The organism is Nonomuraea monospora (assembly GCF_039531895.1).
Taxonomy (GTDB): domain Bacteria; phylum Actinomycetota; class Actinomycetes; order Streptosporangiales; family Streptosporangiaceae; genus Nonomuraea; species Nonomuraea monospora.
On the sequence record NZ_BAAAQX010000014.1, the window covers coordinates 80,861 to 106,995 of the forward strand.

Consider the following 26,135-nt stretch of genomic DNA (forward strand, 5'->3'; position numbering starts at 1 on the left):
GAGCATGTGCGGTTGGAGTGGCTGCATCCACGCGGTGCGCTTGAGCGACTACGTCCGCTCGCGTGGACATGCCACTGCCGCGCCACGGTGTACGAGCTGTGCTCCAGCGGCAGCAGAGGACTCCTCCGCCGTACAGTGCAACTCGCCGTTGGACACCAGATACACGAGACAAGCGTCATGTCGATCAACGACGCCTGGACCCTCTGGGCGGCCCTGCTCGATGGGCACGTCCGGTGACCACCCTTGCTGAGAAGCGGCAGCCATCGTCCCGGACCGCATGCTGGGGTGAACGACCGTATGGGCTCAGCTGTTCCGCTTTCCAGGAGCCTCCGGAGCCTCTCCGCTGTCCCTGTGGTACACCTGTCCGCCAGTGTGACAGGCTGTTGTCATGCGGATACCTCCCGTGATGTGGTTCAACACCACAGGCCCGTGCGACCCCCGACGCCACTACATGCTGCCTCCCGCGCCACGGCTTCCCGAGGCGCGGACGCTCATCGAGATGGGCCGCTACTTCGTGCTGCACGCGCCCTGGCAGACCGGCAAAACGACCACGCTTTACGCCTTGGCCTCCGAGCTGACCGCCGAGGGCGACTTCGCTGCCCTGATGTTCTCCTGCGAGAGCGCCGTAGTGTTCGGCGACGACTACGCCGCCACGGAGGAACTGCTGCTGCACTCCCTCCACGAGGCCGCGCAACGATCGGGATGGCCGGAGAAACCGCTGCCTCCGCAGGCCACGGCGGGCAGCCGGTTCTTCGAAGCGCTGAGCGAGCTGTGCCGCCGCAGCCCACGCCGGGTGGTGCTGTTCATGGACGAGATCGGCGCCCTGCGGGGCGACAGCCTGGTGAGCATCCTCAGCCAGCTCCGCGACGGTCACAACGCCCGGCAGTCGGGCCATCCGTTCCCCACGTCCGTAGTGCTGTGCGGGTTGCGCGACCCGCGTGAGTACGCGGGCGGCCCGTTCGACTTCGTCGAGGATTCGTTGCGCCTGGGCGGCTTCGCCGCCGACGACGTCGCCGAGCTGTACGGCCAGCACACCCAAGCGACCGGTCAGGAGTTCACCAAGGACGCGGTGGACCGGGTCTTTGAGCTGACCCAGGGACAACCGTGGCTGGTCAACGCCCTCGCCTCCAAGATCACCTTCGACATGAAGGTGACCGGCGCAGTCACCGCCGACGAGGTGGAGGACGCCAAGGAGCGGCTGATCCAGGAACGGCCCGTCCATCTGGACGCCCTCATGGCGCAGTTGCGTGAGCCCGGGGTGGAGCGAGTGATCGAACCGATCCTGTCCGGCAGCTGGCCCCTTGCCGAGCAGGCCTCGTCCGACGACCTGTCCTACGTCCGTGATCTGGGCCTGATCACGCGGGAACCGCCGCCGGCGGTGGCCAACCCGATCTACCGGGAGGCCATCCTCCGGAAGCTGGGCCATTCGTTGGAATACTGCGTGATGGCCGACCCGCACAGCTTCGTGCTGCCGGACGGCCGCTTCGACCTGCCGCTCCTGCTGCGGGAGTTCGTGCTGTTCTGGCGTGAGCACGGCGAGGTACTCACTCAGCAGGAGGGATACCGCGAGGCCGCCTGCCAGATCAGCCTGATGGCCTTCCTGCATCGCCTCCTCGACGGTGGCGGTTACCTCGACCCGGAGTACGCCGCCGGCACCGAACGCCTGGACGTACTGCTCCGCTGGCCCCACCCCGGTCCGGACGGCGAACGGCTGATGCAGCGCGAGGCCATGGAGCTGAAGGTCTGGCGGGCAGGCGAGAACGACCCCAAGCCCGACGGCCTCGCCCAGCTCGACCGCTACCTCGACCGGCTCACCCTCACCACCGGCGTCCTGGTGATCTTCGACCGCCGCCCCGAGGCCCCGCCGTGGCAGGAACGCGGCGCCTTCGAACAGGCGACCACCCCCTCCGGTCGCCAGGTCACAGTTTTGAGGGTATGAGCCGCCGCAGCCAGGAGCCGCTCAGCCCGCCGTCCCCAGCCCGGCCGTCCCGGTGAAGCACACCAGCAGCGGCAGCGTCAGGTTGTTGACCGTGTGTACGGCCATCGCCAGCCAGATCGAGCAGGTGATCCTCATGCTGACCCGCCATGCCAGACCCGGCGTGCTGCGCAGGGCGCTCAAGCTCGGGGTGCAGGGTTTCGTCAGCAAGTCCGCCGAGCCGGCGCACATCCTCTCGGTCATCAGGACCCTGCACGAGGGCAGGCGATGGATCGACTCGGACGTCTCCGCCCTCGCCATCATCGACGACTGCCCGCTCACGGACCGCGAGCTGGACGTGCTGCGGGTGACCGGCGAAGGCTAGTCGCTCGCCGACATCGCCTCGCGGGTCCACCTGGCGGAGGGTACGGTGCGCAACTACCTCTCCAGCGAGATGCAGAAGACCCAGACCCGGACCAGGCACGAAGCGGCGCGGTACACGCGTGAGCATGACTGGCTGGCGTGAGCCGGGCCTGGCGGTCTATGGCTTGGGGGCGTGGCCGAGCCATCCGTTCAGGACGGTGGCGACCCCACTGAGGTCGTCGTCGCCCATCCTCCAGCGCAGAGCGGTCCCACCCTGTTCCCGGAAGGCGGCGCAGCAGCTCGTGGAGTCGTCGATGAGCAGCGCGTCCCGGAACGTCATACCGTGCCGGCTCAGCCAGGGCATGAAGAACCTGGCGGCGTCCTCGTCCTTGAGCACCGCGACGTCGCTGGAAGAGATGAGGTCGTCACAGTCGGAGGCCCACCAGGCCAGTGTCTCCGTCGAGCCGCGGCCCGTGGGGCGCCGCCCGCCGCGCAGCCGCCTGAAGGTCTCGGCGAAGCAGTCCATGTTGTCGGTGGCCACGACGATCGAGGCGAGCGCCCTGATCTCGCGGAGCAGTTCGAGCAGCGGGACGTTGACCCGCATCCTGGCGCAGTCGGCGAGCAGTCGGCGGTGGAGGAAGTCGCCGCGGAAACCGGCGGTCCAGCTTGATGCCGAGGCTGGAGATGATCTGGGCGTAGGACAGCTCGCCCCTCATCCAGGCGCGTGCCCGCTCGCCGGCGAAGACCGGGGCGAGGCTCCGCACGAGCTGAGCGTGCAGCGGGTGCCGGGGCTCGTCCCGGATGGACGCCCAGAAGGGGTCGCAGGACAGCACACCATGCCAATCCACGAACACGACCTTCTTCATCACGCTGTCCCTCCTGCCGGATGCCTCCGTACGCTGGTCTTCGCCCGCCCGGACGGAGGCCGCATGCTCAGGAAGCTCAAGAGGACGACTCGTCGTCAGCCCTTGGAACGCCTTCTGACGGCTCGCGCCCGGCGGGCCCTGGACCTGGCCGCGCACGAGGCTGCGGCTCAGGGCCATGACCAGGTCACCGGTGATCACTTGCTGGCGGGCCTGATGCGCCTGGACGAGGGCGTGGCCGTCCTCACGCTCAACAGCCTCGGCGCCGTGCCCGCCCCGGGCATCAACGCAGATCTCGGACGCCTCACAGAGCTGGCCCGGCAGGAGGCGGCCGAGCTGGGCCATCGGTATGTCGGCACCGAGCATCTGCTGCTCGGCCTCCTCCGCGAGAACGAAGCAGCGGTTCCAGGCGTCGGCCTTCAGCAGGCCCGCGCTCAGGTCATCAGGGTTCTGCGCGGTGACGGGCTCTGAAACGGGCCTCACAGAGGAACCGTTTGTCCCAGCTCTCGCAGGTCGAAGGGCTGCGCCGAGATGCTCCAGTCCGTGACCTGGCCGGTCTCGGCGTCGATGAGGATCAACATGGACGTGCCGCGTAACGGCTCCTTCGCATGCCGGACATGTCGCTGGAAGTCGCCCTCCATCTGGATCACATAGACACTCGCGTCACCCACAGGACGTGAAGGGGTGGTTGCCGCGAGGGTCGCCTGCCGGGTCGAGGCGATGTAGCGGAGGTTCTTCGGATTCTGCTCCTGGTGTGCGCCGGCCAGCTGACGAGCGGTGGCCGTCATGTCGGCGATCTGCTGGGCGCTCGGCGCTGGGGGAGTAGCGGCTGGTCGGGTCTCACGGATCTTGTTCGGACCCGGGGGCGTGCTGCCGGATCTCAGGCCCGCGTCGGGGCGGCGCGGCGGGGGTGTGGGGGGAGTGTGCATGACTACCTCCTGAAGAGTCGTCGCCCTACGATCTCGGTGTGAGCGTGAACGACACCGACCGCCCTCCCATCGGCTACGTGCTCCGCCCCTGCCGAGGTCACGAAGACCATGATGCGATGGCGGCGGTACGGCTCGGCTGCGCGGAGCGGGATCGGGTCGATACCCGGTCGGTTCTGGAGGGCATTCCCACTTCTGCTGAGATCGGGCAGTCCCTGCACGATTCGCCCGAGAACCAGATCGTGGTGGAGCGCGACGGTGGCGTCGTCGGCTACGCGACGATCAGGTGGTGGGAGGAGCGGGACGGCACGTGGTTGTACCTGCACCGCGGCTACCTGCTTCCCGACCACCGCGGCAGGGGCGTCGGCTCCGCCATGCTCGCCTGGGCCGAAGATCGCATCCGTCACCTCGTACGGCAGCACGGCACCTCCCGTACGGCCGTGTTCGGCGCGAACGCCACGGACGGCGAGCGGGACGCGACGGCGCTGCTGGTCGGTGCCGGATACCGGCGCGTCTTCAGCCTCGTGGAGCTGGAGCTGGAGCTGGCTGATCTGAGCCGGCTCCCGGACGGCAGGCGACTGCCACCCGGTGTCCGGATCGGGGCCGTCGAAACGGCCGACTACCGGGACGCGTGGAAGACGGTGGTGGATTCGTACGCGAACGCCGCGTACACCGAGAAGTGGACGTTCGAGAGTTTTCTCGCGACCGCCGATCCGACCTGCTGGCGGGCCGCCTGGGACGGTGACCGCATGGCGGGTGTGGCCCTGTGTTCCCTTCGCCGGGAGGATCGCACGTTGGGTGAGGTCGAGGAGCTGAGCGTCCGGGCGGAGTCGAGGCGTTCGGGAGTGGGGCGGGCACTGCTGGTGGACGGGTTGCGGTGCCTGCGTGAGAACGGCGCGGCGGCTGCTCGGCTGTACACCGGCACTGCCAACCCGCATCGGTCCTACGACCTGTACGAGAGCGTGGGGTTCCGGCGGCGGGGCGAGTACGTGCGTTATCGCAAGCCGATCGGCGTCCAGGAGCTCTCTTCATCGTCGTCGGCGTGGTGCTCGGCGCCCGCCTCGTCTTCCGCGAGCAGGTCCACAGCCGGCTGATGTCCCGGATCATCTTCCCTGTCGCTGGCGCGTTCGTGGGAACGAGTGTGCTGGCGTCCCTCTACAACATGTTCCTGCACCCGCTGGAGCCCGGGCCGGAGTGGGTGGTGCCCGACGTCCTGGTCGCGCTCGTCGCTGCCGCTCCTCTGCTGTACGGCGCGGTGCGGGTGTTCCGGGACGAGGACGCTCGGTGAGTCACCCCTGGCACGCGCTCGACGGGATCATCCACGCGCCGGTTTCGTCGGCAAGCGTCCCCGGACCTGGCTGGCGCTGACCGACGAAGGGCGCGAAAGCCTTCCAGGCCTACACCGCCACCCTCGGACAGATCACCGAGGGCGCCTGAATCGAGTGCGCGGCGAACGGTTCTGCGGTCAGACACGCAGGAGGGTGACCTGGCGGCCCGACGGGGTGGTCGCCTGTTCGAAGCCGCCGCGTTCCTGCCACGGCGGGGCATCGGGGCGGCGGTCGAAGATCACCAGGACGCCGGTGGTGAGGGTGAGGCGGTCGAGGTAGCGGTCGAGCTGGGCGAGGCCGTCGGGCTTGGGGTCGTTCTCGCCTGCTCGCCAGACCTTGAGCTCCATGGCCTCGCGCTGTATGAGGCGCTCGCCGTCGGGGCCGGGGTAGGGCCAGCGAACCAGGACGTCGAGGCGTTTGGTGCCGGAGGCGTACTCGCGGTCGAGGTAGCCGCCGCCGTTGATCAGGCGGTGCAGGAAGGCCATCAGGATGATCTGGCAGGCGGCCTCGTGGTAGCCCTCCTGCCGGATGAGGACCTCGCCGTGCTCGCGCCAGAAGACGACGAACTCCCGGAGCAGGCGGGGCAGGTCGAAGCGGCCGTCGGGAAGCACGAAGCTGTGCGGGTCGGCGTGGATGTTCTGTTCGGTCAGGTCGCCCAGCACGCGCAGGATGACCTCCCGGTAGATCGGGTTGGCCACCTGCGGCGGGGGTTTCAGGGTGATCAGGCCGAGGTCGCGGGCGTAGGACAGGTCGTCGGAGTTGTGGCGCTCGGTGTAGGGGCCGCCGGCCACGATGGGCTCCATGACGCGCTTGACCCGGGGCTCGCGCAGCCGGACCGCCAGGGAGTCCAGGTGGATGGCGCGCGCCTTGATCAGCCGTTCCTTGGCGTCCTCCACCTGCCCGGTGGCGATGGTCCCGGTCACCCTCATCTCGGTGATGATCTCATCGGCGAGAGCGTTGACCAGCCAGGGTTGTCCCTGGGTCAGCTCGAAGACCCGCTCCACGGCGTCCTTGGTGAACTCCTGACCGGTCGCCTGCGTGTGCTGGTCGTAGAGCTCGGCGATCTCGTCGGCGGTGAAGTCGCCCAGCCGTAGCGATTTCCGGATGATGTTGAACGGGCTGGCCGCGTTGTACCCGTCGGCGGCACCGCCTGAGGCGATCTTGTAGTCACGCACGTCACGCAACCCGCACAGCACCACGGACGCGGGAAACGGCTGGCCGTCCTGTCGCGCGTTGTGACCGTCGCGGAGCTGGCTGAGGATGCTCACCATGCTGTCGCCCTGCAAGGCGTCGATCTCGTCGATGAACAGCACCACCCGGCGCGGGCAGCGGCGGCACCACTTGCTCAGTGCTTGGTGGAATCGGCTGCCGGGCGTGACCTCCGACCAGGAAGCGGGCGGCAGCAGCTTCTTCGGCCATCCCGACCGTTGCGCGGCCTCGTGAAGGGATTCCAGCAGAAGTGACTCAGTTGCGGCGTAGTCGTCGCCGGCCACTTTGGCGCGCTCGCAGGAGAACATCAGAGCCGCGATGTCGCCTTCGGCGGTCAGCTCGGCGGCCAGGGTGCGCAGCGTGGTCGTCTTGCCGGTCTGCCGGGGGGCGTGCAGCACGAAGTAGCGGTCCATCTCGATGAGCTCGCGGGCCTGCGGAAGCCGTTGCGTAGGGGGCAGCATGTAGTGGCGCTCAGGGCCGCACGGGCCGGTGGTGTTGAAGTACTTCGCTCGGGGTGTCCGCATGATCACAGTGTGCCACCGTCCGGGTGCTCGCGTCTCGCCATACGGAACCCCTCCGATGCCTGTTCTCGCCGCGTCCACGGCGATGGCGGTGGGCAGGTGGCCGTCCTTGACGGGGACCGGCGCCTCAGGACGCGTCGACGAAGCGCGCCCCTGGCCCGGGTGCGCGGTAGATGTTCTCGGGAGCGAGCTGCCCATGCAGCCCGGCGCATTCCAGGACGACCCTGACCGGCTCGTCGCACGAGCCAGCGCCGTCTCCAGCGGCCGGTGCCGGACGATGACCGACGGCCCCTGCGGGTCGGCGGGGGAGGTGTCGCCCCACTCCAGGAGCGCCACGAGCGTGGGTCGCAGCGCCAGGCCCTGCTCGGTCGGCTCGTACGCGTGCCGCTGCCGATCCCCAGGCTCCTGGTACGGCACGCGCCGCATCACCCCCGCGGCCACCAAGGTGTCGAGCCGGGTGGCGAGGAGGTTCCTGGCGATCCCGAGGCGGGCTTGGAACTCCACGGGCCGCGTCCCCTCGCCGCCTCACGCAGAGGCCGTCCCCTCGCCGCCGGACGTGGGCAGCGTCTCCTCGGCGTCTTGTCTCGGCCGGTAGGCGACCCGCCACAGAGCCACCCCCAACAGCAAGGCGACCACCAGCCAAGCAGGCACCAGCCACGCCACCCCCGCCACCACCAGCGGCGCCACCACGCAAGGCACCCCCCACAACCACAGCCACCGCCGCTCGGCCCGGGCCACGACGCCGAGGACGGTGGAGGCGGCGAAGTACCCGGCCAGGCCGCCGCCGAGCACCCACCCGATGCCGACGTCCAGCGGCGTCCCTGGTGAGGTGATGACCACGCCCAGCCCGGCGGCGGTGGCGGTGAGGCCCGCTGTCATGACGAAGTGCGCGGGCAGGGCCACGTACGCCTTCATCTCGCGTTCGCTGGGCCCCACGACGGTGTTGATGCCGAACCGGACGGTGAGCCACCATAACGCGACGATCAGCCCGAACCCGGCCAGCGCCGCCAGCGCGAACTGCCAGTTCCACGTCTCGCCCGACGACGCCAGGATGACCTGGGCGACCGCCTCACCGAGCACGATGATCACGAACAGGCCGAGCCGTTCGGAGAGGTGCGACGGGTCGAGTACCGCCGCGACGACCTTGCGGGCCGGTGACGCCGTCGTGCCCGCGACGCCGTCCCAGCGGCGTTCCCGCGCGTAGAGGCGGCGGACCTGGCGTTCCATGACGGCGATCAGCCGTTGCGGGTCGCGGCTGCGCAGGATGGCGAAGGCCATGTCCAGCGCCAGGCCGAGGCCCCACAGCAGGTAACGCATCGGCTGATCGGCCCAGATGGAGACGACCCAGGGCAGCAGGCCCGCTCCGAGCTGGGCCGCCGGCCACGCCGTCAGGATCGTGCCGGACTGCTGCAACGTCTGCGAGGCGCCGACGCGGCAGACGATGTAGGCCGCGATGAACCAGCCTTCGTGCAGGCCGCCGTCCCGGGCGACGTCCGGGATGGCGGCGGCCATGACGGCGATGCAGAACATGCCGACGAGCATGGCGCGGGTCCTGGTGCGTTCGGCGCGCACGTTGGAGTAGAGCGTGAGCGTCGTCCAGATGCTCCAGACGGCGTAGTACATCAGCACCCACAGGCCGACCTCCGCCCACGTGGGCTGGCGCAGCCGTTGCGCGAGCTGCGCCACCGCCACGACCACCACCAGATCGAAGAACAGCTCAAGCCAGCTCGCGTGACGCTCTTCGGCTTCGCTCACGGCTTGAGGATAAAACCGGGCCGCGAGCAGCGGGAGGTGCTGGAGGACGCCGGGCCTGCGCGCGTGTCAGGAGGCTTCGGCGCTGAGGGTCTGGGCCACCGGGCGGCGGGCCGCCAGGCGGGCGGGCAGGGCGGTGAGCGCCGCCGTCACCAGCAAAATCGCGAGCACGGCGGCGAGCACCCAGGACGAGGGAGGATCGACCGCGTTCCTGGCGGTGAACATCGCCACCACGACGAAGCTCAGCGGAAGACCGGCGAGGGCGCCCGCCACGCTGGGCAGGAGCTGGGCGGCGGACAGCCCCGCCGAGATCTGCCCGGGAGTGGCGCCAAGGGTGCGGGCGATGGCCATGTTCGTGCGGGCCTCGACGGCGGTGCTCCAGGTGAAGGTGATGGTGTTCACGACGGCCAGGGCGATCAGCAGGACGGTGACGGCGAGCAGCAGCCGCCGGTCGTGCTCGCCGCGCAGGTTCGGCAGGACGGCGGAGCCGTTCAGGCCGTAGCCGCGCACCGGCTGGGCGTGCTGGGCCAGCAGGGCGACGATCCCGATCACCGTGGTGGCGGTGGAGAACGCCTGCAGCATCGCGCGGCCCGGCCGGCGGGCGGTCAGCCGCAGCCCGAGCAGGAGCGGCGTCGGCAGCAGCGCGGACAGCGCGGTCAGCCAGGGCCGGTGCCGGGGCTGGTGCGCGGTGGCGGACAGCGCCGTGACGGTCGCCGTCCGCATGGCCCGCAACGTGGGACGCAGTGTGGACAGCACCGCCACCATCACGGCCAGCACCGTCGCCGCGATCACGGTGGAGCCGTCGGGGCCGGCCGCGTCGCCGATCCGGCTGGCGGTGGGGCTGGCGATGGCGGGCATGGCCAGGCGGGCGATCACCAGCCCCAGCGCGTCGCCGATCAGCGCCAGCGCCAGGTACTCGGTGAGCAGCACGCTGGCGATCAGCCCCGGGGTGGCGCCGACGGCCTTGAGCAGCCCGGCCCGGCGGGTCTGCTCGATGGCGCGTCCGGCGGCCAGCGCCGCCACGCCCGTGACGGCCAGGAAGCTGAGCAGCCAGCTTCCGACGATCAGGATCGGCTGGGTGTTCCTGAGGATGACGGTGTCCTGTGTGGCGCGGTCCTGCCAGGAGCGGAAGTTCACCCGGATCGGCTCGATGTGGTGGGCCTGCGTGAAGGCCTCGGTGGCGCCGGGGTCGCGCAGGTCGAGGTCCATGGCGGTGGTCACGGGCAGGTTCTGGGACGAGGCCAGGGCGGCGGCGTCCGAACGGGTCATCCAGGCCAGGCCGGTGTAGTCGGTGGGGCCGCCGCCCGGGCCGATGCCCGCCGCCCAGGGGTAGATGGACGTGGCCGCTGTGACGGCGATGCCGGCGACGGGGTAGGAACGGCCGGCGATCGTGACGCGGTCGCCGACGCCTACGCCAAGCGCGGTGGCGAAGCCGCGTTCCAGCACTGTGGCGCCTGAACGGATCCACTCGCCCGAGGTCACCAGCGGGCGGTTGATCGTGCCCTGCTTCTCGGCGAAGCCGTGCACCACCACGGGGGACGAGACGGAGGCGCGGGTGGTGAGGTCGGCGTAGACGATGCGGTAGGGGCCGTGGTGGCCGACCACCTCCGGAGCCTTCGTCAGCGAGGTCAGGGCCTCGGTGACGTCGGCGCCTGTGTCGCCGGAGAGCGCCACGATGTCCGGGGCGGCGGTGGCCGTGCGGGTCTGCTCGAACAGCGCGTCGCTCACGCCGCGCAGCGACAGGCCCAGGGCCAGCGTGGTGGTGGCCACGGTGACCGCGAGGAGCAGCATCACGGCCTGGGTGGTGTGGCGGCGGACGTCGGCCAGCACCAGCCGCGCGACGAGCACGATGGAGCCCACGGCGGTCAGCCCTCCAGCCCGAGCAGCCCGCCGAGGCCGCGCGCGTGGGAGCCGGCCAGCCGGGTGTCGTCCACGAACATCCCGTCCCGCATCGAGATCAGCCGGTCAGCGGTGGCCGCCACCCGCTCGTCATGCGTGACGATCACGAACGTCTGCCCCGCCGAACGCAGCTCCTCGAAGATCCGCAGCACGTCCAGAGTGGCCGCGCTGTCGAGGTTGCCGGTCGGCTCGTCGGCCAGCACGACCAGCGGCTCGTTCGCCAGCGCCCGGGCGATGGCGACCCGCTGCCGCTGCCCGCCCGACAGTTGCGACGGCAGATGCCGGGCGCGCGCCGACAGCCCCACCCGTTCCAGCAGGACGCCCGCGCGCCGCCTGGCCTGCCGCGGCGACCGTCCGGCCAGCAGCGCGGGCAGCTCCACGTTCTCCGCCGCCGACAGCTCCTCCACCAGGTGGAAGGCCTGGAAGATGAACCCCACCGACTGGCGTCGCAGGCGCGCCAGAGCCCGCTCGCTCAGGTTGTCGATGCGCCGCCCCGCCAGCCACACCTCACCACGGGACGGCCGTTCCAGGCCGCCCAGCAGGTGCAGCAGGGTCGACTTGCCGCAGCCGCTCGGGCCCATCACCGCCAGCATCTGCCCGTCGGGCACGTCCAGGACGACCTCGTCGACCGCGCGGACCCTGCTCTCTCCTTGGCCGTGCTCCTTCACCAGGTCACGCACCTGGATCACGGCGTTCGACTCGTTCACTCGCCCTCGACTCTGTCATCCGCTCCTGCGCCCGCTGCCGACCAGACCTGCTCGCAGGCCTCCAGCCAGCGCAGATCCGCCTGCAGCCGCAGCACGACCCCTTCCAGCAGCAGCACGGCCCTCGATCCCGTCGGCTCGGCCATGATCGCCTGCTGCGCCTCACGCAGGCGGCGCAGCAGCTCCCGCCGCTGGGCCGCCACCAGCTCGATCGGGTCGGCCAGCCGGGCTGATGCCGCCGCGACCAGCTTGAGATGGAACTCCGCCACGTCCGGCTTGGGCCAGCCCACCTCGGCCAGCCAGACGGACACCCGCTGCTGCCCGGCCGGCGTCAGCGCGTAGACCTTGCGGTCCGGCCGTTCGGGGAGGCCGTCGGCCCGCTCGCAGACGACCAGCCCCGCCTTCTCCAGCCGGGACAGGGTCACGTAGATCTGGCCGGGATTCATCGACTCGCCCAGCGGGCCCAGGCTCTGGCGCAGCCGGGCGCGCAGGCCGTACCCGTGTGACGGCTCCTTGGCGAGCATCGCCAGCACCGCGTCTTGCACGACATCCCCCTAACGGTTAGCTAAGAGCTAGCGGTTAGCCGTACGTGCTGTCAAACGCGCTCTTGACCCGCGTACCGCAGGATTCCATTCGGGAGGTGGCGGATGGCAGGGGACGTGAGCGTCGTCGGAGCCGGTCCCGGCGGCCCTGGCCTGCGCCATCACCGGCGGCGGGTGGCGGGGCGCGCGTCCTCGCCCTGGAGAAGACCGGTGACGTCGGCGGCGCGCTGCCCTACTCGGGCGGGCACCTGCCGGCCGGAGGGTTCTCCGCGCAACGCGAGCGCGGCATCGACGACGACCCGGAACGGCACTACGCCGACATCGTCCGCATGACCGGGGGACCGGGCGCGCGGACCTCACCCGGCTGTCGCTGGCCGAGCAGCCCGCGATGCTGGAGTGGCTGTTCGAGGCGGGCTTCATCGGTGAGGACGGGCGGAGTGGCGGGCGCCGGTCGTGGTGCTGGCGACGGGCGGTTCGGGTTCGCGCCCGAGCTGTTCGCCGAGTTGGAGGGCGCGCCGCTGGTCACCTCGGCCGCACCCACCTCCACGGGTGACGGGCTGCTGATGGCGCGACGGGTCGGCGCGGGCTTGCAGGGGCTGGGCCGGTACCTGCCGCCGCACGACGACGGCGACCCGCGTGTGGACTGGCTGCACCGGCCGCAGCTCGTCGTCCAGGAACGGCCGCCGCGGGAGATCTACGTCGATCGGAGCGGTCGCCGCTGGATTGCCGAGCCGCCCTCGAGAACCATCCCGTCACGCTCATCACGTTCGCCGGAGTGGACGTGGACGAGCGTTCGCGGGTGCGGCGAGTCGATGGGCGGGTTGTGCCTGGGTCGTATGCCGTGGGGGAGGTGATCGGGTCGGCGGCGGTCAACGGGAACGCGTTCTGCTCGGGCATGTGCCTCACCCCGGCCCTCGCCTTCGGCCGGCTCGTCGGCCGCGCCCTGGCCGCGCCCTGGCCGCGTCGGTGCCTGAGGCCGTGGCTTCTTCGGAAACGGCGGTGTCAGTGTTCGAAACGGAAGCCGAGCCCGCGTAACCGGCCCGACCCGACCGGCACTTCAGGCATCCGGATCTCCCCCCGATACGTCAGTCCAGGCAACCCCTCAGCCGCGCAGATCGCCCCGAAGAACTCGGCGTTCGTCGGCGGCGTCACCTCATCCGGATAGCCGTTGAACACACCGGTCAGCCCCTCCGTCACCACGAAGTCCAGGGCAGCTGCCGCATCCCGGTAGTCGATCCGGTACAACAACGCCTCCGCAGCGAACGGCACACTCCCGCCCAGCCGCTCGTGCGCGAACCGCACCCGGGCCGGATAGTCCAGATCATCGGGATGGCCGTACACGTCGGGAATCCGCAGCACCGCCCCGCCGGGCGAGCCCAGCACCACCTGCTCGGCGGCCACGAAGGAACGCGGGGAGGCGTCCGGGTCGCCGGTGGTGGGGGCCGTTTCGTCGATCAAGGGGCCGGTGCCGCTGCCGTACACGGAGCCTGAGCTGGTGAAGACGACGCGCGGATGCGCGGAGACGGCGACGCGGGCACTGGCGACGAGCGTGTCGGCGTACTCGGCGACCCGCGAGGCGGCGTCCAAGGCCCTGCCGAGGCGGGGGCTCACGGTCAGCACCACGGCGTCGGCGCCCTCGACGGCCCGAGCGACCGCCTCCCGGTCGGCGCCGCGCAGCACCACCGCCTCGGCGCACACCTTCAGCAGCTCGGGAACGCGCCCTGGTGTGGTGGTGGTGCCGGTGACGACGTGCCCGGCCCCGGCCCAGCGCCGCGCCAGCTCCAGCCCGACGTGCCCGCACCCGATGATGGTGTATCTCGCCGCCATGCGCTGATCGTCGCCGATGAACGCGCCACGCGCCCCCGCCCCGACGAATAAAGGGTGCCACCGAAGCGGTGACACCCTTACCGACCAGCGTCGATCTGGTCGGGACGACAGGATTTGAACCTGCGACCCCTTGACCCCCAGGCGCGTTGCGCAGGGACGGGTTCATGGCAGACGCCCGCCCCACCTGGGGTTATGGGTCCGTGCGAGTCTCCTGGAGTCCGAGGCTGTCCATCGCGATCGTCACTCAGAATTCGTCGTGGCCTGAGACCTGGCCAATGGGGAAAATGTGCCGGTTCGCCGCACAGATCGTCTCCAGAATGTGAACAGGCGTGCCCTCGGTCGAATAGCTCGCACGAAGCACCTGAACAACCCACTCCCCGGGCTCCAACTCCAGCGTCTCACGTTCGAAGGCGGTCGGTGGTCTAGCGGTCAGGTTCTCCTCCGCGCGACCGAACGCGTAGCCCAGGGCGATCAGTGCGGACTGCAGGGACGGCTTCACGAACTCCGGCTCGGCCAGGCGGGTATCGCCGAACAGGTCCGCGCGGAAGTAGCTAGTCGCGATCCGCACCGGCACGTCATTGGCGGTCATCAACTTGCGCCGCGCCACGATGTCTGTACCGGGTTCGACGCTCAGGCAGGTGGCCACATGATCGCTGGAAGGCTCCAGTCCGACGTAAAGCATCCGGCGGTCGGCCCTGAGCCCCTGCCGCTCCGCCTCCGCCAGGAACAGGGACTTGGAGCCCCGTACGGCGGGCTCGGTCGGCAACGCCCGCTGCACCAGCACCCGAGGAGCCGGGGACGCGGGCCCCTCCGGCGCACGAGCCGTAGGCCCTTTGCGCATCTGGGAGATGCGTCCCGGCGAGACGCCCAACTGACCGGCGATCTCCTCCAGGCTCATGCCGGACTCACGTGCCTCCGCGATGGCCTGCCGCCGCATCTTGGCTGCCTCGGCCACCAGGCCCTGTTCTTCGGTCATAAGTCGGCTGAGGAGTCGGGCTCGTTCCACGGGCTCACTGACCTGCGCGACTTCCCTCAGCGTCTTCAAGTCCATCCGGGCGTTGCCTCCTCAGCAACTGACATTCGGCGCACTTTAGCCCCCCTATTGCGATGGCCAGGTCAGAGCTCTACTCTCGACTTTAGCCCCCCTAAAACGGGGCCTTAAGCAGACCCCCATCTACGGGACAAACGGTGCGGGAACACCGCCCGCAGACGGGGGTCTGGGGCATCGAGAGCTTTGGGGCGTCAACGATGCACGACCAGATTATCGCCGTGCCCAAGAACGGCAAGAAGATGCAAGCTGTGCTGGCTGCCAAGCGTCTGCGCAAGACCTTCGAGACCGAGCATGGCATTCACGCGGACATACATGAGGGCTACGGCCTCGCCCTGGTGTCGATCTGGGTGGGGCTGGTGGTGTGGTGCGACGGTGAATGGTACTGGTGGCGGGCGGGCTGGGACGACCGTCGCAAGCGGGTGCTGTACGCCCGCCATCCGGCCATCGAGCCATCACGGGCCGCGTGCCGGATCGCCTTCCATTATGCGCACCTGCGGGAGTCTCACACGCTCTCTTCGCCGGTCGCCGGAGGGTCGCCGTGCGCGTGACCTTGGAGCAGTTGATCAGGGATTACCCGGCGTGGTGCATCCAGGATCTGGCTGGAGGCTGGGTGGCCATGCGCAGGAACCTGGTTCCCTGTACAAGCGAGTTGTCCAACGTCCGGTGCGGAGAGTCGTTGGACGAACTGGCAGCGAACCTGCAGGCCGAGATCAGACTGCAGAGGCGGGGCCAGACGCGTAGAGGGGCAGCCTGAACGTTCCGTACCCGCGTCGGGAAACCACCACAGTCAGCAACCCGAGCAGAACGATGGCAACCCGACTCGGAGCACAGGGCCTCCAGATCCGAGCACTGGAAGCAGATCCGCACTTCCTGTAAGGGGCTGCGGCGATGGACACCCTCTTCGCCCGATAGTCACCCAGTTGGTCACTCACCAAGGCGAAAGGGTGCCACCCGAACGGATGACACCCTCAACGACCAGCAAGAATCTGGTCGGGACGACAGGATTTGAACCTGCGACCCCTTGACCCCCAGTCAAGTGCGCTACCAAGCTGCGCTACGTCCCGGTCACGCCGAGCGCCCTTCACTCTTGAAGGACGTCCGACCGGCAACCACCCTACAGGAGGAGCCGGACTCGTCAGGTATCGAGATTGGGGTGGGAACGATGCAAGACGGCGGTGACGAGGTCGTCATGTACTGGCGGCCGATGTGCACGTTCTGTATGAAGCTGCGTTTCAGCCTGCTGTTCACCAGCCTCCGCTACCGCAAGGTCAACATCTGGAAGGATCCGGGCGCGGCGGCGTTCGTGCGGTCGGTGGCGAACGGCTTCGAGACGGTGCCGACGGTGACGGTGGCGGGGAGGCCGATGGTGAATCCGTCGCGGCGTGAACTGCTGGACGCCGTCAGGACGTACGCGCCTCAGCGGCTCAAGGAGTGAATTATAGGTGTGGCTATAATAGTCGCAGCTATACTTGATGGATGATCAGCAAGCCAGCGCGACTGTTCGGCAGGGACACCGAATGGGAGGAACTGGTCGACTTCGTCGCCGCCCCTTCCGCCGGTGCGTCCCTGGGGCTCGTGTACGGCCGCCGCCGTCAGGGCAAGACGCTCATGCTCGAGCTCCTCGCGCAGCAGACCGGTGGCTTGCTGTTCGCGGCCACTCAGCAGACCGAGGCGCAGAACCTCGCCGACCTCGGCGTTGCCTACGCCGCTTATCGCGGGCTTCGCCAGCCGGTCGCATTTCGTGACTGGCGTGAGGGGCTCGACGAGTTGCTCCGGCTCGGCGAGGAACGCGCCACCCCTGTGATCATCGACGAGTTCCCGTATCTGGTCTCGGCCACGCCGGCGCTGCCGTCGTACCTGCAGCAGGCGCTCAGCCCGACCAGCCACGCAAAAGAGCACACCCGCACCCGCATGATCCTCTGCGGCAGCGCTCTGACCACGATGGCGCAACTTCTCGGCGCCGGCGCGCCGCTCCGGGGGCGGGCGGTGCTCGAGCTGGTCGTACGGCCCTTCGGGTTCCGCGACGCGAGTGTCTTCTGGGGGCTGGCGGACGATCCGGAGCTGGCCTTCCGGGTCAACGCGCTGGTGGGCGGCACCCCCGCCTACCTGGAGATGTGCGGCGGGTCGGGGCCGGCGGACCTGGGCTCGTTCGACCGCTGGGTGCAGCGGCGGCTGCTCAACCCGGCCTCGGCGATGTTCCGCGAGGGCGGGCTGCTGCTGCGCGAGGAGCCGTCGATCACGGACCCCAGCTCGTACACCGCCGTCCTGGCCGCCATCAGCGCGGGCAACCATCGCCGCTCGGAGATCGCCGCCACTCTGGGGCGGCCCGCCACCGCGCTGGGCCATCTGCTCGGCGGGCTGCAGGGCATCGGCCTCATCGAGCAGGTGGACGACGCCCTGCGGCAGAAACGCAGCGTCTACAAGGTCGCCGAGCCGATCGTCCGGGTCCACCAGCTCATCACGCAGCGGCGCGAGCCCGAGCTGGTCGCCGGGCGGGCGGCGCGGGTCTGGGAGACCAACGCCGACACGGTCGCCTCCAAGATCTACGGGCCGCACTTCGAGGACCTGGCCCGCGAGTGGTGCTTCCTGCACGCCTCCGCGGACACGCTGGGCGGGGACGCGAGCGCCGTACGTCCGAGCGAGGTGGCCTGCCGGGCGCATCGGCAAGGGCACGAGCTGGACCTGGTGGTGACGCAGACCCGCTCGTGCGCGCCTGCTCGGATCACCGCGATCGGCGAGGCCAAGGGCACGCTCTCGCCGATGGACGTCCCGCACCTCCAGCGCCTTGAGCATCTGCGGGCGCTGCTGCCGGACGCCCAGGTCGAGGCGCCGCCCAAGCTGCTGCTGTTCGCGCGGGCCGGGTTCAGCCGGGAGCTGGCCGAGGTGGCCGGCGGGCGTGCCGACGTGGAGCTGATCGATCTGCGCCGGATGTACACGGGAGACTGACGGCCGCGCTTGAGCGGGCAGGTCGGAAATTTCGGGTGAGGCGTAACAACGGGGAGGCCCGGACCACTTCCTGGTGTCAGAAGAACGACGCATCCCGAACGAAGGGGCTGGGCGGTGACGGATGATGCGCACCGGTTCACCGGCATGTACGACGAGTGCCGGCAACGCGTCTGGGCGTACGTGGTCAGCCGCGCCGGGCGGCAGGTGGCCGACGAGGTGGTGAGCGAGACGTTCGCCATCGCCTGGCGGCGGCTGGACGACGTGCCGGAGCCGGCGCTGCCGTGGCTGCTCGGGGTCGCCAGGAACGTGCTGCGTGACAACGTACGCGCGGAGCTGCGGCGGGAGGCGATGGCCGCCGAATTGCGGGCCTGGACCGAGGGGGACGTGGCCGATCAGGTGACGGAGCGGATGGGGGGGCTGCGCGCGCTGGCCGCGTTGCAGGAGGACGATCGGGAGATCCTCATCCTCGTCGCATGGCACGGGCTCACCCCGGGGGAGGCCGCCAAGGTCATCGGCTGCTCGTCGGCGGCGTACCGCGTACGGCTGCATCGGGCGCGCAAGCGGCTCAAGCAGGCCATGGAGGCGGAGCCGGGCGGGCGTGTCCCCGAGCGGTCCAAGCAGGCCATGAGAGCGGAGCCGGACGGGCGTGTGCCCGGCCGACCCAAGCAGGCCATGAGAGCGGAGCCGGATGGGCGTGTCCCCGAGCGGTCCAGGACTCACGTGCGGAACCTCAGCGAGGAGTGGTCATGAACCCCATGAACGAGCTGCGGGCCGCCAGGCCCGCGCACCTCGGCGACGGGCCGGTGGACGACAGGACGAGGACGGCCGAGCTGGCGCGCGCCATGGCGACGCCCAGGCCGGAGGCCGGGAGGAGGCGGCGGAGCAGGCCCGTGTGGGGGCTCGGGCTGGCCGGGGCGGCGGCGGCCGCGGTGACGGCGGTGGCGATGGTCATGTCGGGCGGCGGCGCGACGCCGACGACGCCGCGCGCGCCCGGCGGCGAGCGGGTGGTGGCGAGCGCGGGCGCGACCCGGGTGACGCTGTCGGCGCGGGACGTGCTGCTGGCCGCGGCGGAGAAGGCCGACGCGCAGGCCGAGGGGAGCGGCGACTGGTGGCACAGCGTGACGGTGAACAGGAACCTGTACGCGGCCAGGTCCGGCGGCTATCTCGTCGTGGACCGGACGCGTGACGAGGGCTGGACGCCTGCCGCCACCGGAGGCGACCAGTGGGCCGGTGGGCAGCGGCTCGGGGCCGAGCCCGCCACCGAGGCGGACCGGAGGGCGTGGGAGCAGGCGGGGGCGCCGTCCGAGATCGAGGTCGTCGTGCCGGGCAAGGGCGGACGGGCGAAGCTGGCCCTGTCCACGTCCGAGGGGAAGGCCTCGACCAGTCACACCCCGCTGGTGGACGGCGACAAGGTGTTCTGGCTCGGCAGGAACGTGACCATGAAGGACCTGCGGACGCTGCCGGGCGACCCCGCCAAACTGAAGAAGTGGCTGATGGCCTCCTACGCCGGGCACGGGACGGAGTCGTCGAGCGAGAAGCTGTCCGGGGACGCGTGGCTGTTCCGGGTCAGCGTCGGGCTGATCATGGACATGCCGGTGACGCCCGAGGTGCGGGGGGCGGCGTTCCGCATGCTGGCCGAGCTGGACGACGTCAAGGTCACCGCGGACGTGACCGACGCCGAGGGGCGGCGGGGCACGGCCGTGTCGATGGAGGAGCGCTACGACCAGGGCGGGGTCTCAGAGAACCGGCTGGTCTTCGATGAGGCGACCGGGCGGGCGCTGGCCCACGAGTACGTGGTGGTCGAGCCGGGCGGGTTGCAGGCCGGGTTCGAGCCGGGCGCCGTCTGGAGCTCCACCGCGCTGATCGAGGCGGGCTGGACGGACGACAAGCCCTGACGAGGGGGAGAGCCGTGGACAGACCGTGATCTGCGGCGGCCCGTCAGCCGCTGACAGGTCCTGACGCGGGGAGGCCCGCGGGCAGGCCGTGATCTGCGACGGCCCGTCAGCCGCTCTGGCGGGCCTCGTCGTTGGCGTTCGTGCGGATCTGCTGGATGCGCTGCTTGGTCAGCCCGAGCAGCTCCCCGATGTCGCCGTCGGACAGCCCCAGCTCGTGCATGTGCTTGACCCGCTTCTTCAGCGTCCGCGTGTAGTCCTCGGCGATGGCGGCCGCCTGGCGCTGGAGGGCGGCGAAGTCGTCGAGGTCCTGCTCGGACAGGCCGGGCAGCGCGTAGTGGAAGACCGGCGCAGGCGGCCGGTCGCGATCGCCGAACAGGAACGGGAGCCCCTCGGCCACGTCCGAGTGCAGCTCGCGCAGCGTCCGCGCGGACATGCCGCCGGCCACGCCGTCCACCTGCGCAAGCCACAGGTTGCCTGCCATGGTGACGTGGACGTCGACGCTGTCCGCGGTCATGGGTGCTCCCGTCAGTCCTTCAGCCAGCCGTCGCCGAACAGATGCGTCAGCCCTCGTTCGAGTGAGTCCACCAGTTGCGGTGTCTCCCCTGGGTAGAGCGGGACGATCACACGGGCGACGACCCGGCCCCCGGTGTCCCACAGCAGCAGGAACCGCTGCCGCCTGGTGGTCTCTGCCCAGTCGCAGCGCAGGCCGTGGAGGTGGGAGAGCCCGATGATCCGATCGCGGATGGCCGCGTAGTCGTCTCGTTCTACCACACGCGGCAGACTATATCCCTTGGCTACCAGCGACAACGGGTCTTGTCGGCATGATTTCGCCATGCGTGTTGGTTACCGCGCGCCCCAGGCTCGTACGAAGGCGTCCACGGCGGCGACGGCCATCGCCCGCAGTTGCGAGTCCTCAAGCTGGCGGGTGCCGAGCTGAGTGCGGGCCTCCAGCGGGCCGAGGAGCAGGGCCAGGAACTGCTCGGCGGCCAGGTCGGGGTCGGCGGCGCGCAGGCGTCCGGCCAGGGCGAGGCGGGCCAGGCGGTCGGCGAGCGCCTGATTGAGCCGGTCGGGGCCGCTCTCCTTGACGATGTCGAGAATGTCGGGGAAGTGGGTGACCTCGGAGTAGAGCAGCCGGCGCAGCGCGCAGGAGCGGCCGTCGGTGTGCAGGCGGAGCAGGGCGTGAGCGACCTCCTCCAGCGTGGCGCGCAGCCCGTCGCCGGCCGGGGCGGCGAGCGGCTCCAGGGCGGCGATCCGCTGCTCCAGGATGGTGCGGGCGGCGGCCTCCAGGGCATTCCTGAACAGCGTCGCCTTGTCGGTCATGTGGTTGTAGACCGTCGGCTTGGCCACGCCCGCCTCCCGGGCGATCGCCTGCACGCAGGCCTGGGCGTAGCCCTCCCGCGCGAACACGGTGAACGCGCCCTCCAGGATCGCCTGCCGCTTGTCGATGCGCCCCCGGGTTGTGGTCATGATGACGATTGTACTGGCTGGTTCAGGCTTGCGCCCTGACAAGTCAGACAATTACGTTGAACCCATGAGTTCAAAACTGCGCTGGATGATCGCCGTGATCCTGCTCGGCGGATTGCTCGGCATCCTCAACAGCACGATGGCCGCCGTCGCCACCGGCACCCTGGCCGTCGCCTTCGACACCTCGCTCAGCACGATCGGCTGGGCGTCCACCGGGTTCCTGCTGGCGGTGACGGCCACGATCCCGTTCACGACCTGGGCGGTGGACCGGTACGGCGGCAAGCGGCTGTGGGTGGCGGGGCTGGCGCTGTTCCTGGCCGGATCGCTGGCCGCCGGGCTGGCCTGGGACGTGGGCAGTTTGATCGCGTTCAGGGCCGTGCAGGGCGTGGGGGCGGGCTTGCTCGATCCGCTCGTCCTGATCCTGCTGGCCAGGGCCGCCGGGCCGGAGCGGGCCGGACGGGTGATGGGCCTGATGGGGGTGGTGCTGTCGCTCGGCCCCGTGCTCGGTCCGATCGCCGGCGGGGCGATACTCGGCGCGCTGTCGTGGCGGGCGATGTTCCTGATCAGCGTGGTCGTCGGGCTCGTGGCGCTGGTGCTGGCACTGCGGGTGATCCCGGCCGACGGGCCGGCGCCGGCGCGCGTGCCGAGGCTGGACGTCGTGGGGCTGGCGCTGCTCGGGCCCGGCTTCGCCGCCGTCGTGCTGGCGCTGTCGCAGACGGCCGAGCAGGGGGCGTTCGCGGTGTGGCAGGCGCTGACACCGCTCGGCCTCGGCACGGTGCTGCTCATCGGGTACGCCGTGCACGCCCGGCGTCCCGGCCCGCTGATCGACCTGGGGCTGTTCCGCAGCCGCAGCTTCAGCGCCAGCGTCGCGATCATGGGGCTCGGCGGCATGGGCCTGTTCGCCGGGCTGTTCGCGCTGCCCCTGTACTACCAGCAGGCCCACGGGCATGGCGTGCTCGCGGCCGGGCTGCTCATGGCCCCGCTCGGCCTCGGCGGCTCCATCGCGATGCCGCTGGCCGGGCGGCTGTCGGACCGGCTCGGCGCGCGCGGCCTGGCCGTCGGCGGAGCGGTCGTGGCCATCGCCAGCGTGCTCGCGCTCACGCGGATCGGCCCGGACACCCGGAGGTGTGGCCCGCCCTGGCGGCGCTCACGTTCGGGCTGGGCAGCGGGTGCTTCAGCGCCCCGACGATGGGCTCCCTCTACCGGACGCTCCCCGGCCCCATGGTGGCGCAGGGCAGCTCGGTGCTCTACATGCTCAACCAGCTCGGCGCCGCGCTCGGCGTCGCCGTGGTGACGCTCGTCGTGCAGACCGCGGACAGCACGATCGGCGGGCTGCGCGGCGTGTTCTGGCTGTCCGTGGCGGCCAACGTGGTCGTGCTGGCTCTCGTCCCGCTCCTGCCCGGCAAGGCCGGCGCGCCGCAGCCCGTACGGGAGGGGGCGCCCGCGTGAGGACGCTCGTGATCACCGGCGGCACGGACGGGATGGGCAGGGCGCTCGCCCGCACCTACCTGGAGCGCGGCGACACGGTCGCCGTCGTCGGCCGGGACGCGGCCAAGGCGCTGCCGGGGGCGGTGTTCATCCAGGCGGACCTGAGCCTGGTGCGCGAGAACCGGCGGGTGATCGAGGAGGTCAACGCTCGGTTCCCGGTCGTGGACGCGCTGGTGTTGTGCGCGCGGTTCTTCCGTACGCACCGGTTCGTCACCGAGGAGGGACTGGAGGGCACGTTCGCGCTGGACTACCTGAGCCGCTTCCTGCTCAGCTACGGCCTCACCGCGCCCCGCACGATCGTGAACGTGTCCGGGCCCGGACAGCCGGACGGGCGCATCCACTGGGACGACCTGATGCTGGAACGCTCGTACGACGGCATGACGGCCCAGTTCCAGGCGGGGAAGGCGAACGACCTGCTGGGGGTCGCGTTCGCCGCACGCCACGGCGCCCGTACCGGATATGTCCTCATCCACCCTGGCGGGGTCTCGACGAGCGTCGCCGGCGAGTACGATGCGGCGACCGCCACGCACGTGGCGGCGCTCAAGCGGTACGGCGTCCCGGTCGAGGAGGGCATCAAGCCCATTGTGGCGCGCATCGACGACCCGCCCGCCGCGTCCCTCACCGCCTACCTGCGGGACCGTCCGATCCGCCTGTCCCCTGATCCCCGGGCGGCCGAGCGGCTGTACGAGCGGACCCTGGAGCTGATTGGTCCGATAGGCGGGCCAATTTAGCGATATTGGCTCTGTGGCCTGGCCTTATGTGCCGCTTTGATGGGACGTGTCCAACACATCAAGGAGGCAGGAACATGACGGTCGCAGTGTCGGTCCCCGAGGTCATCGCAACGCTGCCGGGCCCCTGGCAGCAGCGGCAGCTCGCCGAGGTGAACGACGCCGTGGTGCGGCTGGCCCAGCTCCACGGCGAGTGCCCCTGGCACTACCACGACGAGGACGAGCTGTTCCTGTGCTGGGACGGAACGTTCCGGCTGGAGCTGGAGGGGCGGGAGCCGGTCGTCATGACGCCCGGGTCCGTCTTCGTCGTCCCGCGCGGGCTGCGGCACCGTCCTGTGGCGGACGAGCCCGCGCACGCGCTCATGGTGGAGAAGCCGGAGACCAAGCAGTTCGGCAACTGAGGCTAATTCGGTTGCGGGGGTATGAGAACTCTGGCCTGATAGATCGCGTTCGGAGTGTGACCGGGAGGAGGCGATACGAGATGACGTACAACGAGGTGACCGGTACGCGGCGTCCGCTGAGGATGTGGGCGGAGCCGGAGTCGGTCGAGCCGCAGGCGATGCAGCAACTGCGCAACGTGGCGAACCTGGAGTGGGTCCACGGTGTCGCCGTCATGCCGGACGTGCACCACGGCAAGGGCGCGACCGTCGGCTCGGTCATCGCGATGCGGGACGCGGTCTCGCCGGCGGCCGTCGGCGTGGACATCGGGTGCGGCATGACGGCCGTGAAGACCTCGTACCAGGCTTCGCGGCTCCCCGACAACCTGGCCTACCTGCGCGGGAAGCTGGAGCAGGCCGTGCCCGTCGGCTTCGGCCACCACAAGCGGCCGGTCGATCCGGACACCGTGTCCGGGATGAGGTCGGCCGGGTGGACGCGGTTCTGGAAGGACTTCGACGAGCTGGCGCCAGCCGTGATGGCGCGGCGCGAGCGGGCCGAGGTCCAGATGGGCACGCTCGGCGGCGGCAACCACTTCCTCGAGGTGTGCGCGGACGACGAGGGCTGGGTGTGGGTCGTGCTGCACTCCGGCTCGCGCAACATCGGCAAGGAGCTGGCGGAGCACCACATCGGGGTGGCCCGCGGGCTGTCGCACAACCAGGGGCTGGTGGACCGGGACCTGGCCGTCTTCCTCGGGCACACGCCGGAGATGGACGCCTACCGGCGCGACCTGTTCTGGGCGCAGGACTACGCGCGGCGCAACCGGGCGCTGATGATGGGGCTGGTGTGCGACGTGCTGCGGCGGCACCTGCCTGAGATCACGTTCGAGCAGCCGATCTCCTGCCACCACAACTACGTGGCGGAGGAGCGGTACGACGGGGTGGACGTGCTCGTCACCCGTAAGGGCGCGATCCGGGCCGGGGCGGGGGAGCTGGGGATCATCCCTGGTTCGATGGCCACCGGGACGTACATCGTCAAGGGGCTGGGTAATGCCGCCGCGTTCAACTCGGCGTCGCACGGGGCCGGGCGGAAGATGAGCCGGAACAAGGCGAAGAAGACGTTCACGGTGAAGGACCTGGAGGAGCAGACGGCGGGGGTCGAGTGCCGTAAGGACTCCCGGGTGCTGGATGAGATTCCGGGGGCGTACAAGGATCTGGAGTCGGTGATGGCGGCTCAGACGGATCTCGTGCAGGTGGTCGCTCACCTGCGGCAGCTCATCTGCATCAAGGGCTGAGGAACGTTGTCAGGCTGACTCCCGGACGATCAGTTCGGCCGGGAGCAGCACCGGCTCGTCGGGTTCGCCCTCGAACAAGCCCAGCAGCAGGTCCACGGTCGCGGTGGCCCAGTCGCTCATCGGGCTGTGAACCGTGGTCAACGCGGGGGCGGTGTAGCGGGCGGCCTCGATGTCGTCGAAGCCCACCACCGCCACGTCGTCCGGCACCCTGCGGCCCGCCTCGCGCAGGGTGCGCAGGGCGCCGATGGCCATGAGGTCGTTGGCGGCGAAGACGGCGTCGAGGGCCGGGTCGTCCTGGAGGAGCTGGCGCATGGCGTCGGCGCCGGAGACGCGGGTGAAGTCGCCGATGGCGACGATGGAGCGGTGGCAGGTCTCGCGCATGACGTCGGTGTAGCCGGTGAGGCGTTCCTGTGAGGCGATCATGTCGAGCGGGCCCGTGATGGTGGCGACCCGGCGCCTGCCCTGGCGCAGGAGGTGGCGGACGGCGAGGTCGGCGCCGCCGGGGTTGTCGTTGTCGACGTACGGGACGGCCGGGTTGGTGCGGCCCAGGGAGACGATGGGGATGCCCTTGCGGGCGAGGGCGGCGGGCAGTGAGTCGGCGCCGTGCATGGAGACGAGCATGACGCCGTCCACGTGACCGGCCGCCACGTAGCGGGCAACGCGGGCGCGGCTGTCCTCGGAGCCGGCCAGCATGAGCACCACCTGCTTGCCGGCCGCCTCCAGTTTCCTGCTGGCCTGGCGGACGACGGCGGAGAACATCGGGTCGTCGGAGACGAGGCCTTTGGGCGGGTCGGAGACGACGAGGGCGACGGCGTTCGTGCGGCGGGTGGCGAGGTTGCGTGCGGCGGCGTGGGGGACGTAGCCGAGCTCCCTGACGGCGCGCAGCACGACCTCGCGGATGGACGGGGCGACGGTGGTGGCGCCGTTGATCACTCGGGAGACGCTGGACTTGGAGACGCCGGCGCGGGCGGCCACGGCTTCCAGGGTGGGTCTGTTCACTTCCCTCCTCGGTGCGAGAGAGCGCTTCCCCAAGAGGGTGGGGTCA

The 26,135-nt window shown here is 70.4% G+C and carries 28 protein-coding genes, 1 tRNA gene and 2 pseudogenes; 17 read left to right on the forward strand and 14 right to left on the reverse strand.

From position 1 onward, the window contains the following. Positions 1-388: 388 nt before the first annotated feature. Entirely contained in the window at positions 389-1,939 is a 1,551-nt protein-coding gene (locus tag ABD331_RS26540) for a hypothetical protein (protein WP_344479899.1), read from the forward strand. Between the two features lie 118 nt (positions 1,940-2,057). Beyond that, positions 2,058-2,441, forward strand: a pseudogene (locus ABD331_RS26545) (response regulator transcription factor); the annotation flags it as partial. Positions 2,442-2,456: 15 nt separating this feature from the next. Here ABD331_RS26545 and ABD331_RS26550 read toward each other — a convergent pair. Then, positions 2,457-2,882 (reverse strand): hypothetical protein, encoded by a 426-nt coding sequence (locus ABD331_RS26550; RefSeq protein WP_344479902.1) that lies wholly within the window; start codon positions 2,880-2,882, stop codon positions 2,457-2,459. Positions 2,883-3,246: 364 nt separating this feature from the next. Here ABD331_RS26550 and ABD331_RS26555 point away from each other — a divergent pair, with 364 nt between their 5' ends. Further along, on the forward strand, positions 3,247-3,612 hold the full coding sequence (locus tag ABD331_RS26555) for a Clp protease N-terminal domain-containing protein (protein ID WP_344479904.1): 366 nt from the start codon (positions 3,247-3,249) through the stop codon (positions 3,610-3,612). An 8-nt stretch (positions 3,613-3,620) separates the two neighbouring features. Here the strand turns inward: ABD331_RS26555 and ABD331_RS26560 are convergent, their stop codons facing one another. Then, positions 3,621-3,929 carry a hypothetical protein gene (locus ABD331_RS26560; protein WP_344479906.1) on the reverse strand — a complete coding sequence of 103 codons (309 nt, stop codon included), beginning with the start codon at positions 3,927-3,929 and terminating at the stop codon, positions 3,621-3,623. A gap of 179 nt (positions 3,930-4,108) precedes the next feature. Here ABD331_RS26560 and ABD331_RS26565 point away from each other — a divergent pair, with 179 nt between their 5' ends. Together ABD331_RS26565 and ABD331_RS26570 are read left to right on the forward strand one after the other, a co-directional pair. After that, the gene (locus ABD331_RS26565; protein WP_344479909.1) at positions 4,109-5,161 is read left to right on the forward strand and encodes a GNAT family N-acetyltransferase; all 1,053 of its coding nucleotides are present in this window, start codon (positions 4,109-4,111) and stop codon (positions 5,159-5,161) included. Continuing rightward, complete coding sequence (locus tag ABD331_RS26570) at positions 5,161-5,355, forward strand: hypothetical protein (RefSeq protein WP_344479911.1); 195 nt, start codon at positions 5,161-5,163, stop codon at positions 5,353-5,355. The genes ABD331_RS26565 and ABD331_RS26570 overlap by 1 nt, the downstream gene beginning before the upstream one ends. A 177-nt stretch (positions 5,356-5,532) precedes the next feature. Here ABD331_RS26570 and ABD331_RS26575 read toward each other — a convergent pair whose 3' ends face one another. From ABD331_RS26575 to ABD331_RS26595, 5 genes are all read right to left on the reverse strand, one after another. Further along, the gene (locus tag ABD331_RS26575) at positions 5,533-7,629 is read right to left on the reverse strand and encodes an AAA family ATPase (RefSeq protein WP_344479913.1); all 2,097 of its coding nucleotides are present in this window, start codon (positions 7,627-7,629) and stop codon (positions 5,533-5,535) included. Positions 7,630-7,650: 21 nt separating this feature from the next. Next, on the reverse strand, positions 7,651-8,880 hold the full coding sequence (locus ABD331_RS26580; protein WP_344479915.1) for a low temperature requirement protein A: 1,230 nt from the start codon (positions 8,878-8,880) through the stop codon (positions 7,651-7,653). Positions 8,881-8,946: 66 nt separating this feature from the next. Further along, entirely contained in the window at positions 8,947-10,737 is a 1,791-nt protein-coding gene (locus ABD331_RS26585) for an ABC transporter permease (RefSeq protein ID WP_344479917.1), read from the reverse strand. Between the two features lie 5 nt (positions 10,738-10,742). Further along, positions 10,743-11,483, reverse strand: coding sequence for an ABC transporter ATP-binding protein (locus ABD331_RS26590; RefSeq protein ID WP_344479919.1), 741 nt, complete (start codon positions 11,481-11,483; stop codon positions 10,743-10,745). Next, the gene (locus ABD331_RS26595) at positions 11,480-12,025 is read right to left on the reverse strand and encodes a PadR family transcriptional regulator (RefSeq protein ID WP_344479922.1); all 546 of its coding nucleotides are present in this window, start codon (positions 12,023-12,025) and stop codon (positions 11,480-11,482) included. The genes ABD331_RS26590 and ABD331_RS26595 overlap by 4 nt, the downstream gene beginning before the upstream one ends. 419 nt (positions 12,026-12,444) lie before the next feature. Between ABD331_RS26595 and ABD331_RS26600 the strand changes: the two genes are divergently transcribed. Beyond that, a complete protein-coding gene (locus tag ABD331_RS26600; RefSeq protein WP_344479925.1) occupies positions 12,445-12,876 on the forward strand; it encodes a hypothetical protein in 432 nt (143 codons plus the stop codon). Further along, positions 12,822-13,187: a hypothetical protein gene (locus ABD331_RS61015; RefSeq protein ID WP_425566056.1), complete on the forward strand. Its 366-nt coding sequence runs from the start codon at positions 12,822-12,824 to the stop codon at positions 13,185-13,187. The genes ABD331_RS26600 and ABD331_RS61015 overlap by 55 nt, the downstream gene beginning before the upstream one ends. Positions 13,188-13,465: 278 nt before the next feature. On the opposite strand, the pseudogene ABD331_RS61020 reads toward ABD331_RS61015, so the two are convergent. Together ABD331_RS61020 and ABD331_RS26610 are read right to left on the reverse strand one after the other, a co-directional pair. Continuing rightward, positions 13,466-13,849: pseudogene (locus ABD331_RS61020) on the reverse strand (NAD(P)H-binding protein); the annotation flags it as partial. A gap of 244 nt (positions 13,850-14,093) precedes the next feature. After that, positions 14,094-14,900 carry a UTRA domain-containing protein gene (locus ABD331_RS26610; protein WP_344479931.1) on the reverse strand — a complete coding sequence of 269 codons (807 nt, stop codon included), beginning with the start codon at positions 14,898-14,900 and terminating at the stop codon, positions 14,094-14,096. Positions 14,901-15,097: 197 nt separating this feature from the next. Here ABD331_RS26610 and ABD331_RS26615 point away from each other — a divergent pair, with 197 nt between their 5' ends. After that, the gene (locus tag ABD331_RS26615) at positions 15,098-15,448 is read left to right on the forward strand and encodes a hypothetical protein (protein ID WP_344479933.1); all 351 of its coding nucleotides are present in this window, start codon (positions 15,098-15,100) and stop codon (positions 15,446-15,448) included. Positions 15,449-15,887: 439 nt separating this feature from the next. Here the strand turns inward: ABD331_RS26615 and ABD331_RS26620 are convergent. After that, positions 15,888-15,964: transfer RNA gene (locus ABD331_RS26620), tRNA-Pro, on the reverse strand. Positions 15,965-16,062: 98 nt separating this feature from the next. Here ABD331_RS26620 and ABD331_RS26625 point away from each other — a divergent pair. The 4 genes from ABD331_RS26625 (at position 16,063) to ABD331_RS26640 (ending at position 19,741) form a co-directional block, all read left to right on the forward strand. Next, positions 16,063-16,335: a glutaredoxin domain-containing protein gene (locus ABD331_RS26625; RefSeq protein WP_344480326.1), complete on the forward strand. Its 273-nt coding sequence runs from the start codon at positions 16,063-16,065 to the stop codon at positions 16,333-16,335. A 41-nt stretch (positions 16,336-16,376) separates the two neighbouring features. Next, on the forward strand, positions 16,377-17,846 hold the full coding sequence (locus tag ABD331_RS26630) for an AAA family ATPase (protein WP_344479936.1): 1,470 nt from the start codon (positions 16,377-16,379) through the stop codon (positions 17,844-17,846). Between the two features lie 114 nt (positions 17,847-17,960). Continuing rightward, a complete protein-coding gene (locus tag ABD331_RS26635) occupies positions 17,961-18,596 on the forward strand; it encodes an RNA polymerase sigma factor (protein ID WP_344479939.1) in 636 nt (211 codons plus the stop codon). Then, entirely contained in the window at positions 18,593-19,741 is a 1,149-nt protein-coding gene (locus tag ABD331_RS26640) for a CU044_5270 family protein (protein ID WP_344479941.1), read from the forward strand. Before ABD331_RS26635 ends, ABD331_RS26640 begins: the two co-directional genes overlap by 4 nt. Positions 19,742-19,847: 106 nt before the next feature. Here ABD331_RS26640 and ABD331_RS26645 read toward each other — a convergent pair whose 3' ends face one another. The 3 genes from ABD331_RS26645 to ABD331_RS26655 form a co-directional block, all read right to left on the reverse strand. Further along, positions 19,848-20,255: a hypothetical protein gene (locus ABD331_RS26645; RefSeq protein ID WP_148440474.1), complete on the reverse strand. Its 408-nt coding sequence runs from the start codon at positions 20,253-20,255 to the stop codon at positions 19,848-19,850. Between the two features lie 11 nt (positions 20,256-20,266). After that, positions 20,267-20,512, reverse strand: coding sequence for a hypothetical protein (locus ABD331_RS26650; RefSeq protein WP_344479946.1), 246 nt, complete (start codon positions 20,510-20,512; stop codon positions 20,267-20,269). A 72-nt stretch (positions 20,513-20,584) separates the two neighbouring features. Beyond that, positions 20,585-21,208 (reverse strand): TetR/AcrR family transcriptional regulator, encoded by a 624-nt coding sequence (locus tag ABD331_RS26655; RefSeq protein ID WP_344479949.1) that lies wholly within the window; start codon positions 21,206-21,208, stop codon positions 20,585-20,587. 64 nt (positions 21,209-21,272) lie between these two features. Between ABD331_RS26655 and ABD331_RS26660 the strand changes: the two genes are divergently transcribed. From ABD331_RS26660 to ABD331_RS26680, 5 genes are all read left to right on the forward strand, one after another. Then, complete coding sequence (locus tag ABD331_RS26660) at positions 21,273-22,499, forward strand: DHA2 family efflux MFS transporter permease subunit (RefSeq protein WP_344479952.1); 1,227 nt, start codon at positions 21,273-21,275, stop codon at positions 22,497-22,499. Then, entirely contained in the window at positions 22,457-22,654 is a 198-nt protein-coding gene (locus ABD331_RS26665) for a hypothetical protein (protein ID WP_344479954.1), read from the forward strand. The genes ABD331_RS26660 and ABD331_RS26665 overlap by 43 nt, the downstream gene beginning before the upstream one ends. After that, entirely contained in the window at positions 22,651-23,424 is a 774-nt protein-coding gene (locus ABD331_RS26670; protein ID WP_344479957.1) for an SDR family NAD(P)-dependent oxidoreductase, read from the forward strand. Before ABD331_RS26665 ends, ABD331_RS26670 begins: the two co-directional genes overlap by 4 nt. A 74-nt stretch (positions 23,425-23,498) precedes the next feature. Beyond that, positions 23,499-23,822, forward strand: a complete 324-nt coding sequence (locus tag ABD331_RS26675; RefSeq protein ID WP_344479959.1) for a cupin domain-containing protein — start codon at positions 23,499-23,501, stop codon at positions 23,820-23,822. An 80-nt stretch (positions 23,823-23,902) separates the two neighbouring features. Then, complete coding sequence (locus ABD331_RS26680; RefSeq protein ID WP_344479962.1) at positions 23,903-25,090, forward strand: RtcB family protein; 1,188 nt, start codon at positions 23,903-23,905, stop codon at positions 25,088-25,090. Positions 25,091-25,099: 9 nt separating this feature from the next. On the opposite strand, the gene ABD331_RS26685 is transcribed toward ABD331_RS26680, so the two are convergent. Next, positions 25,100-26,089 carry a LacI family DNA-binding transcriptional regulator gene (locus ABD331_RS26685; RefSeq protein WP_344479965.1) on the reverse strand — a complete coding sequence of 330 codons (990 nt, stop codon included), beginning with the start codon at positions 26,087-26,089 and terminating at the stop codon, positions 25,100-25,102. Positions 26,090-26,135 lie beyond the last annotated feature (46 nt).

Coding starts and splice junctions, on each gene's coding strand:
- ABD331_RS26610 (WP_344479931.1), bottom strand. CDS start 14,900: ATGGACTTGAAGACGCTGAGGGAAGTCGCGCAGGTCAGTGAGCCCGTG.
- ABD331_RS26630 (WP_344479936.1), top strand. CDS start 16,377: ATGATCAGCAAGCCAGCGCGACTGTTCGGCAGGGACACCGAATGGGAG.
- ABD331_RS26660 (WP_344479952.1), top strand. CDS start 21,273: ATGAGTTCAAAACTGCGCTGGATGATCGCCGTGATCCTGCTCGGCGGA.
- ABD331_RS26665 (WP_344479954.1), top strand. CDS start 22,457: ATGCTCAACCAGCTCGGCGCCGCGCTCGGCGTCGCCGTGGTGACGCTC.
- ABD331_RS26680 (WP_344479962.1), top strand. CDS start 23,903: ATGACGTACAACGAGGTGACCGGTACGCGGCGTCCGCTGAGGATGTGG.
- ABD331_RS26540 (WP_344479899.1), top strand. CDS start 389: ATGCGGATACCTCCCGTGATGTGGTTCAACACCACAGGCCCGTGCGAC.
- ABD331_RS26645 (WP_148440474.1), bottom strand. CDS start 20,255: ATGACCGCGGACAGCGTCGACGTCCACGTCACCATGGCAGGCAACCTG.
- ABD331_RS26675 (WP_344479959.1), top strand. CDS start 23,499: ATGACGGTCGCAGTGTCGGTCCCCGAGGTCATCGCAACGCTGCCGGGC.
- ABD331_RS26655 (WP_344479949.1), bottom strand. CDS start 21,208: ATGACCACAACCCGGGGGCGCATCGACAAGCGGCAGGCGATCCTGGAG.
- ABD331_RS26570 (WP_344479911.1), top strand. CDS start 5,161: ATGTCCCGGATCATCTTCCCTGTCGCTGGCGCGTTCGTGGGAACGAGT.
- ABD331_RS26550 (WP_344479902.1), bottom strand. CDS start 2,882: ATGCGGGTCAACGTCCCGCTGCTCGAACTGCTCCGCGAGATCAGGGCG.
- ABD331_RS26640 (WP_344479941.1), top strand. CDS start 18,593: ATGAACCCCATGAACGAGCTGCGGGCCGCCAGGCCCGCGCACCTCGGC.
- ABD331_RS26615 (WP_344479933.1), top strand. CDS start 15,098: ATGCACGACCAGATTATCGCCGTGCCCAAGAACGGCAAGAAGATGCAA.
- ABD331_RS26560 (WP_344479906.1), bottom strand. CDS start 3,929: ATGACGGCCACCGCTCGTCAGCTGGCCGGCGCACACCAGGAGCAGAAT.
- ABD331_RS26625 (WP_344480326.1), top strand. CDS start 16,063: ATGCAAGACGGCGGTGACGAGGTCGTCATGTACTGGCGGCCGATGTGC.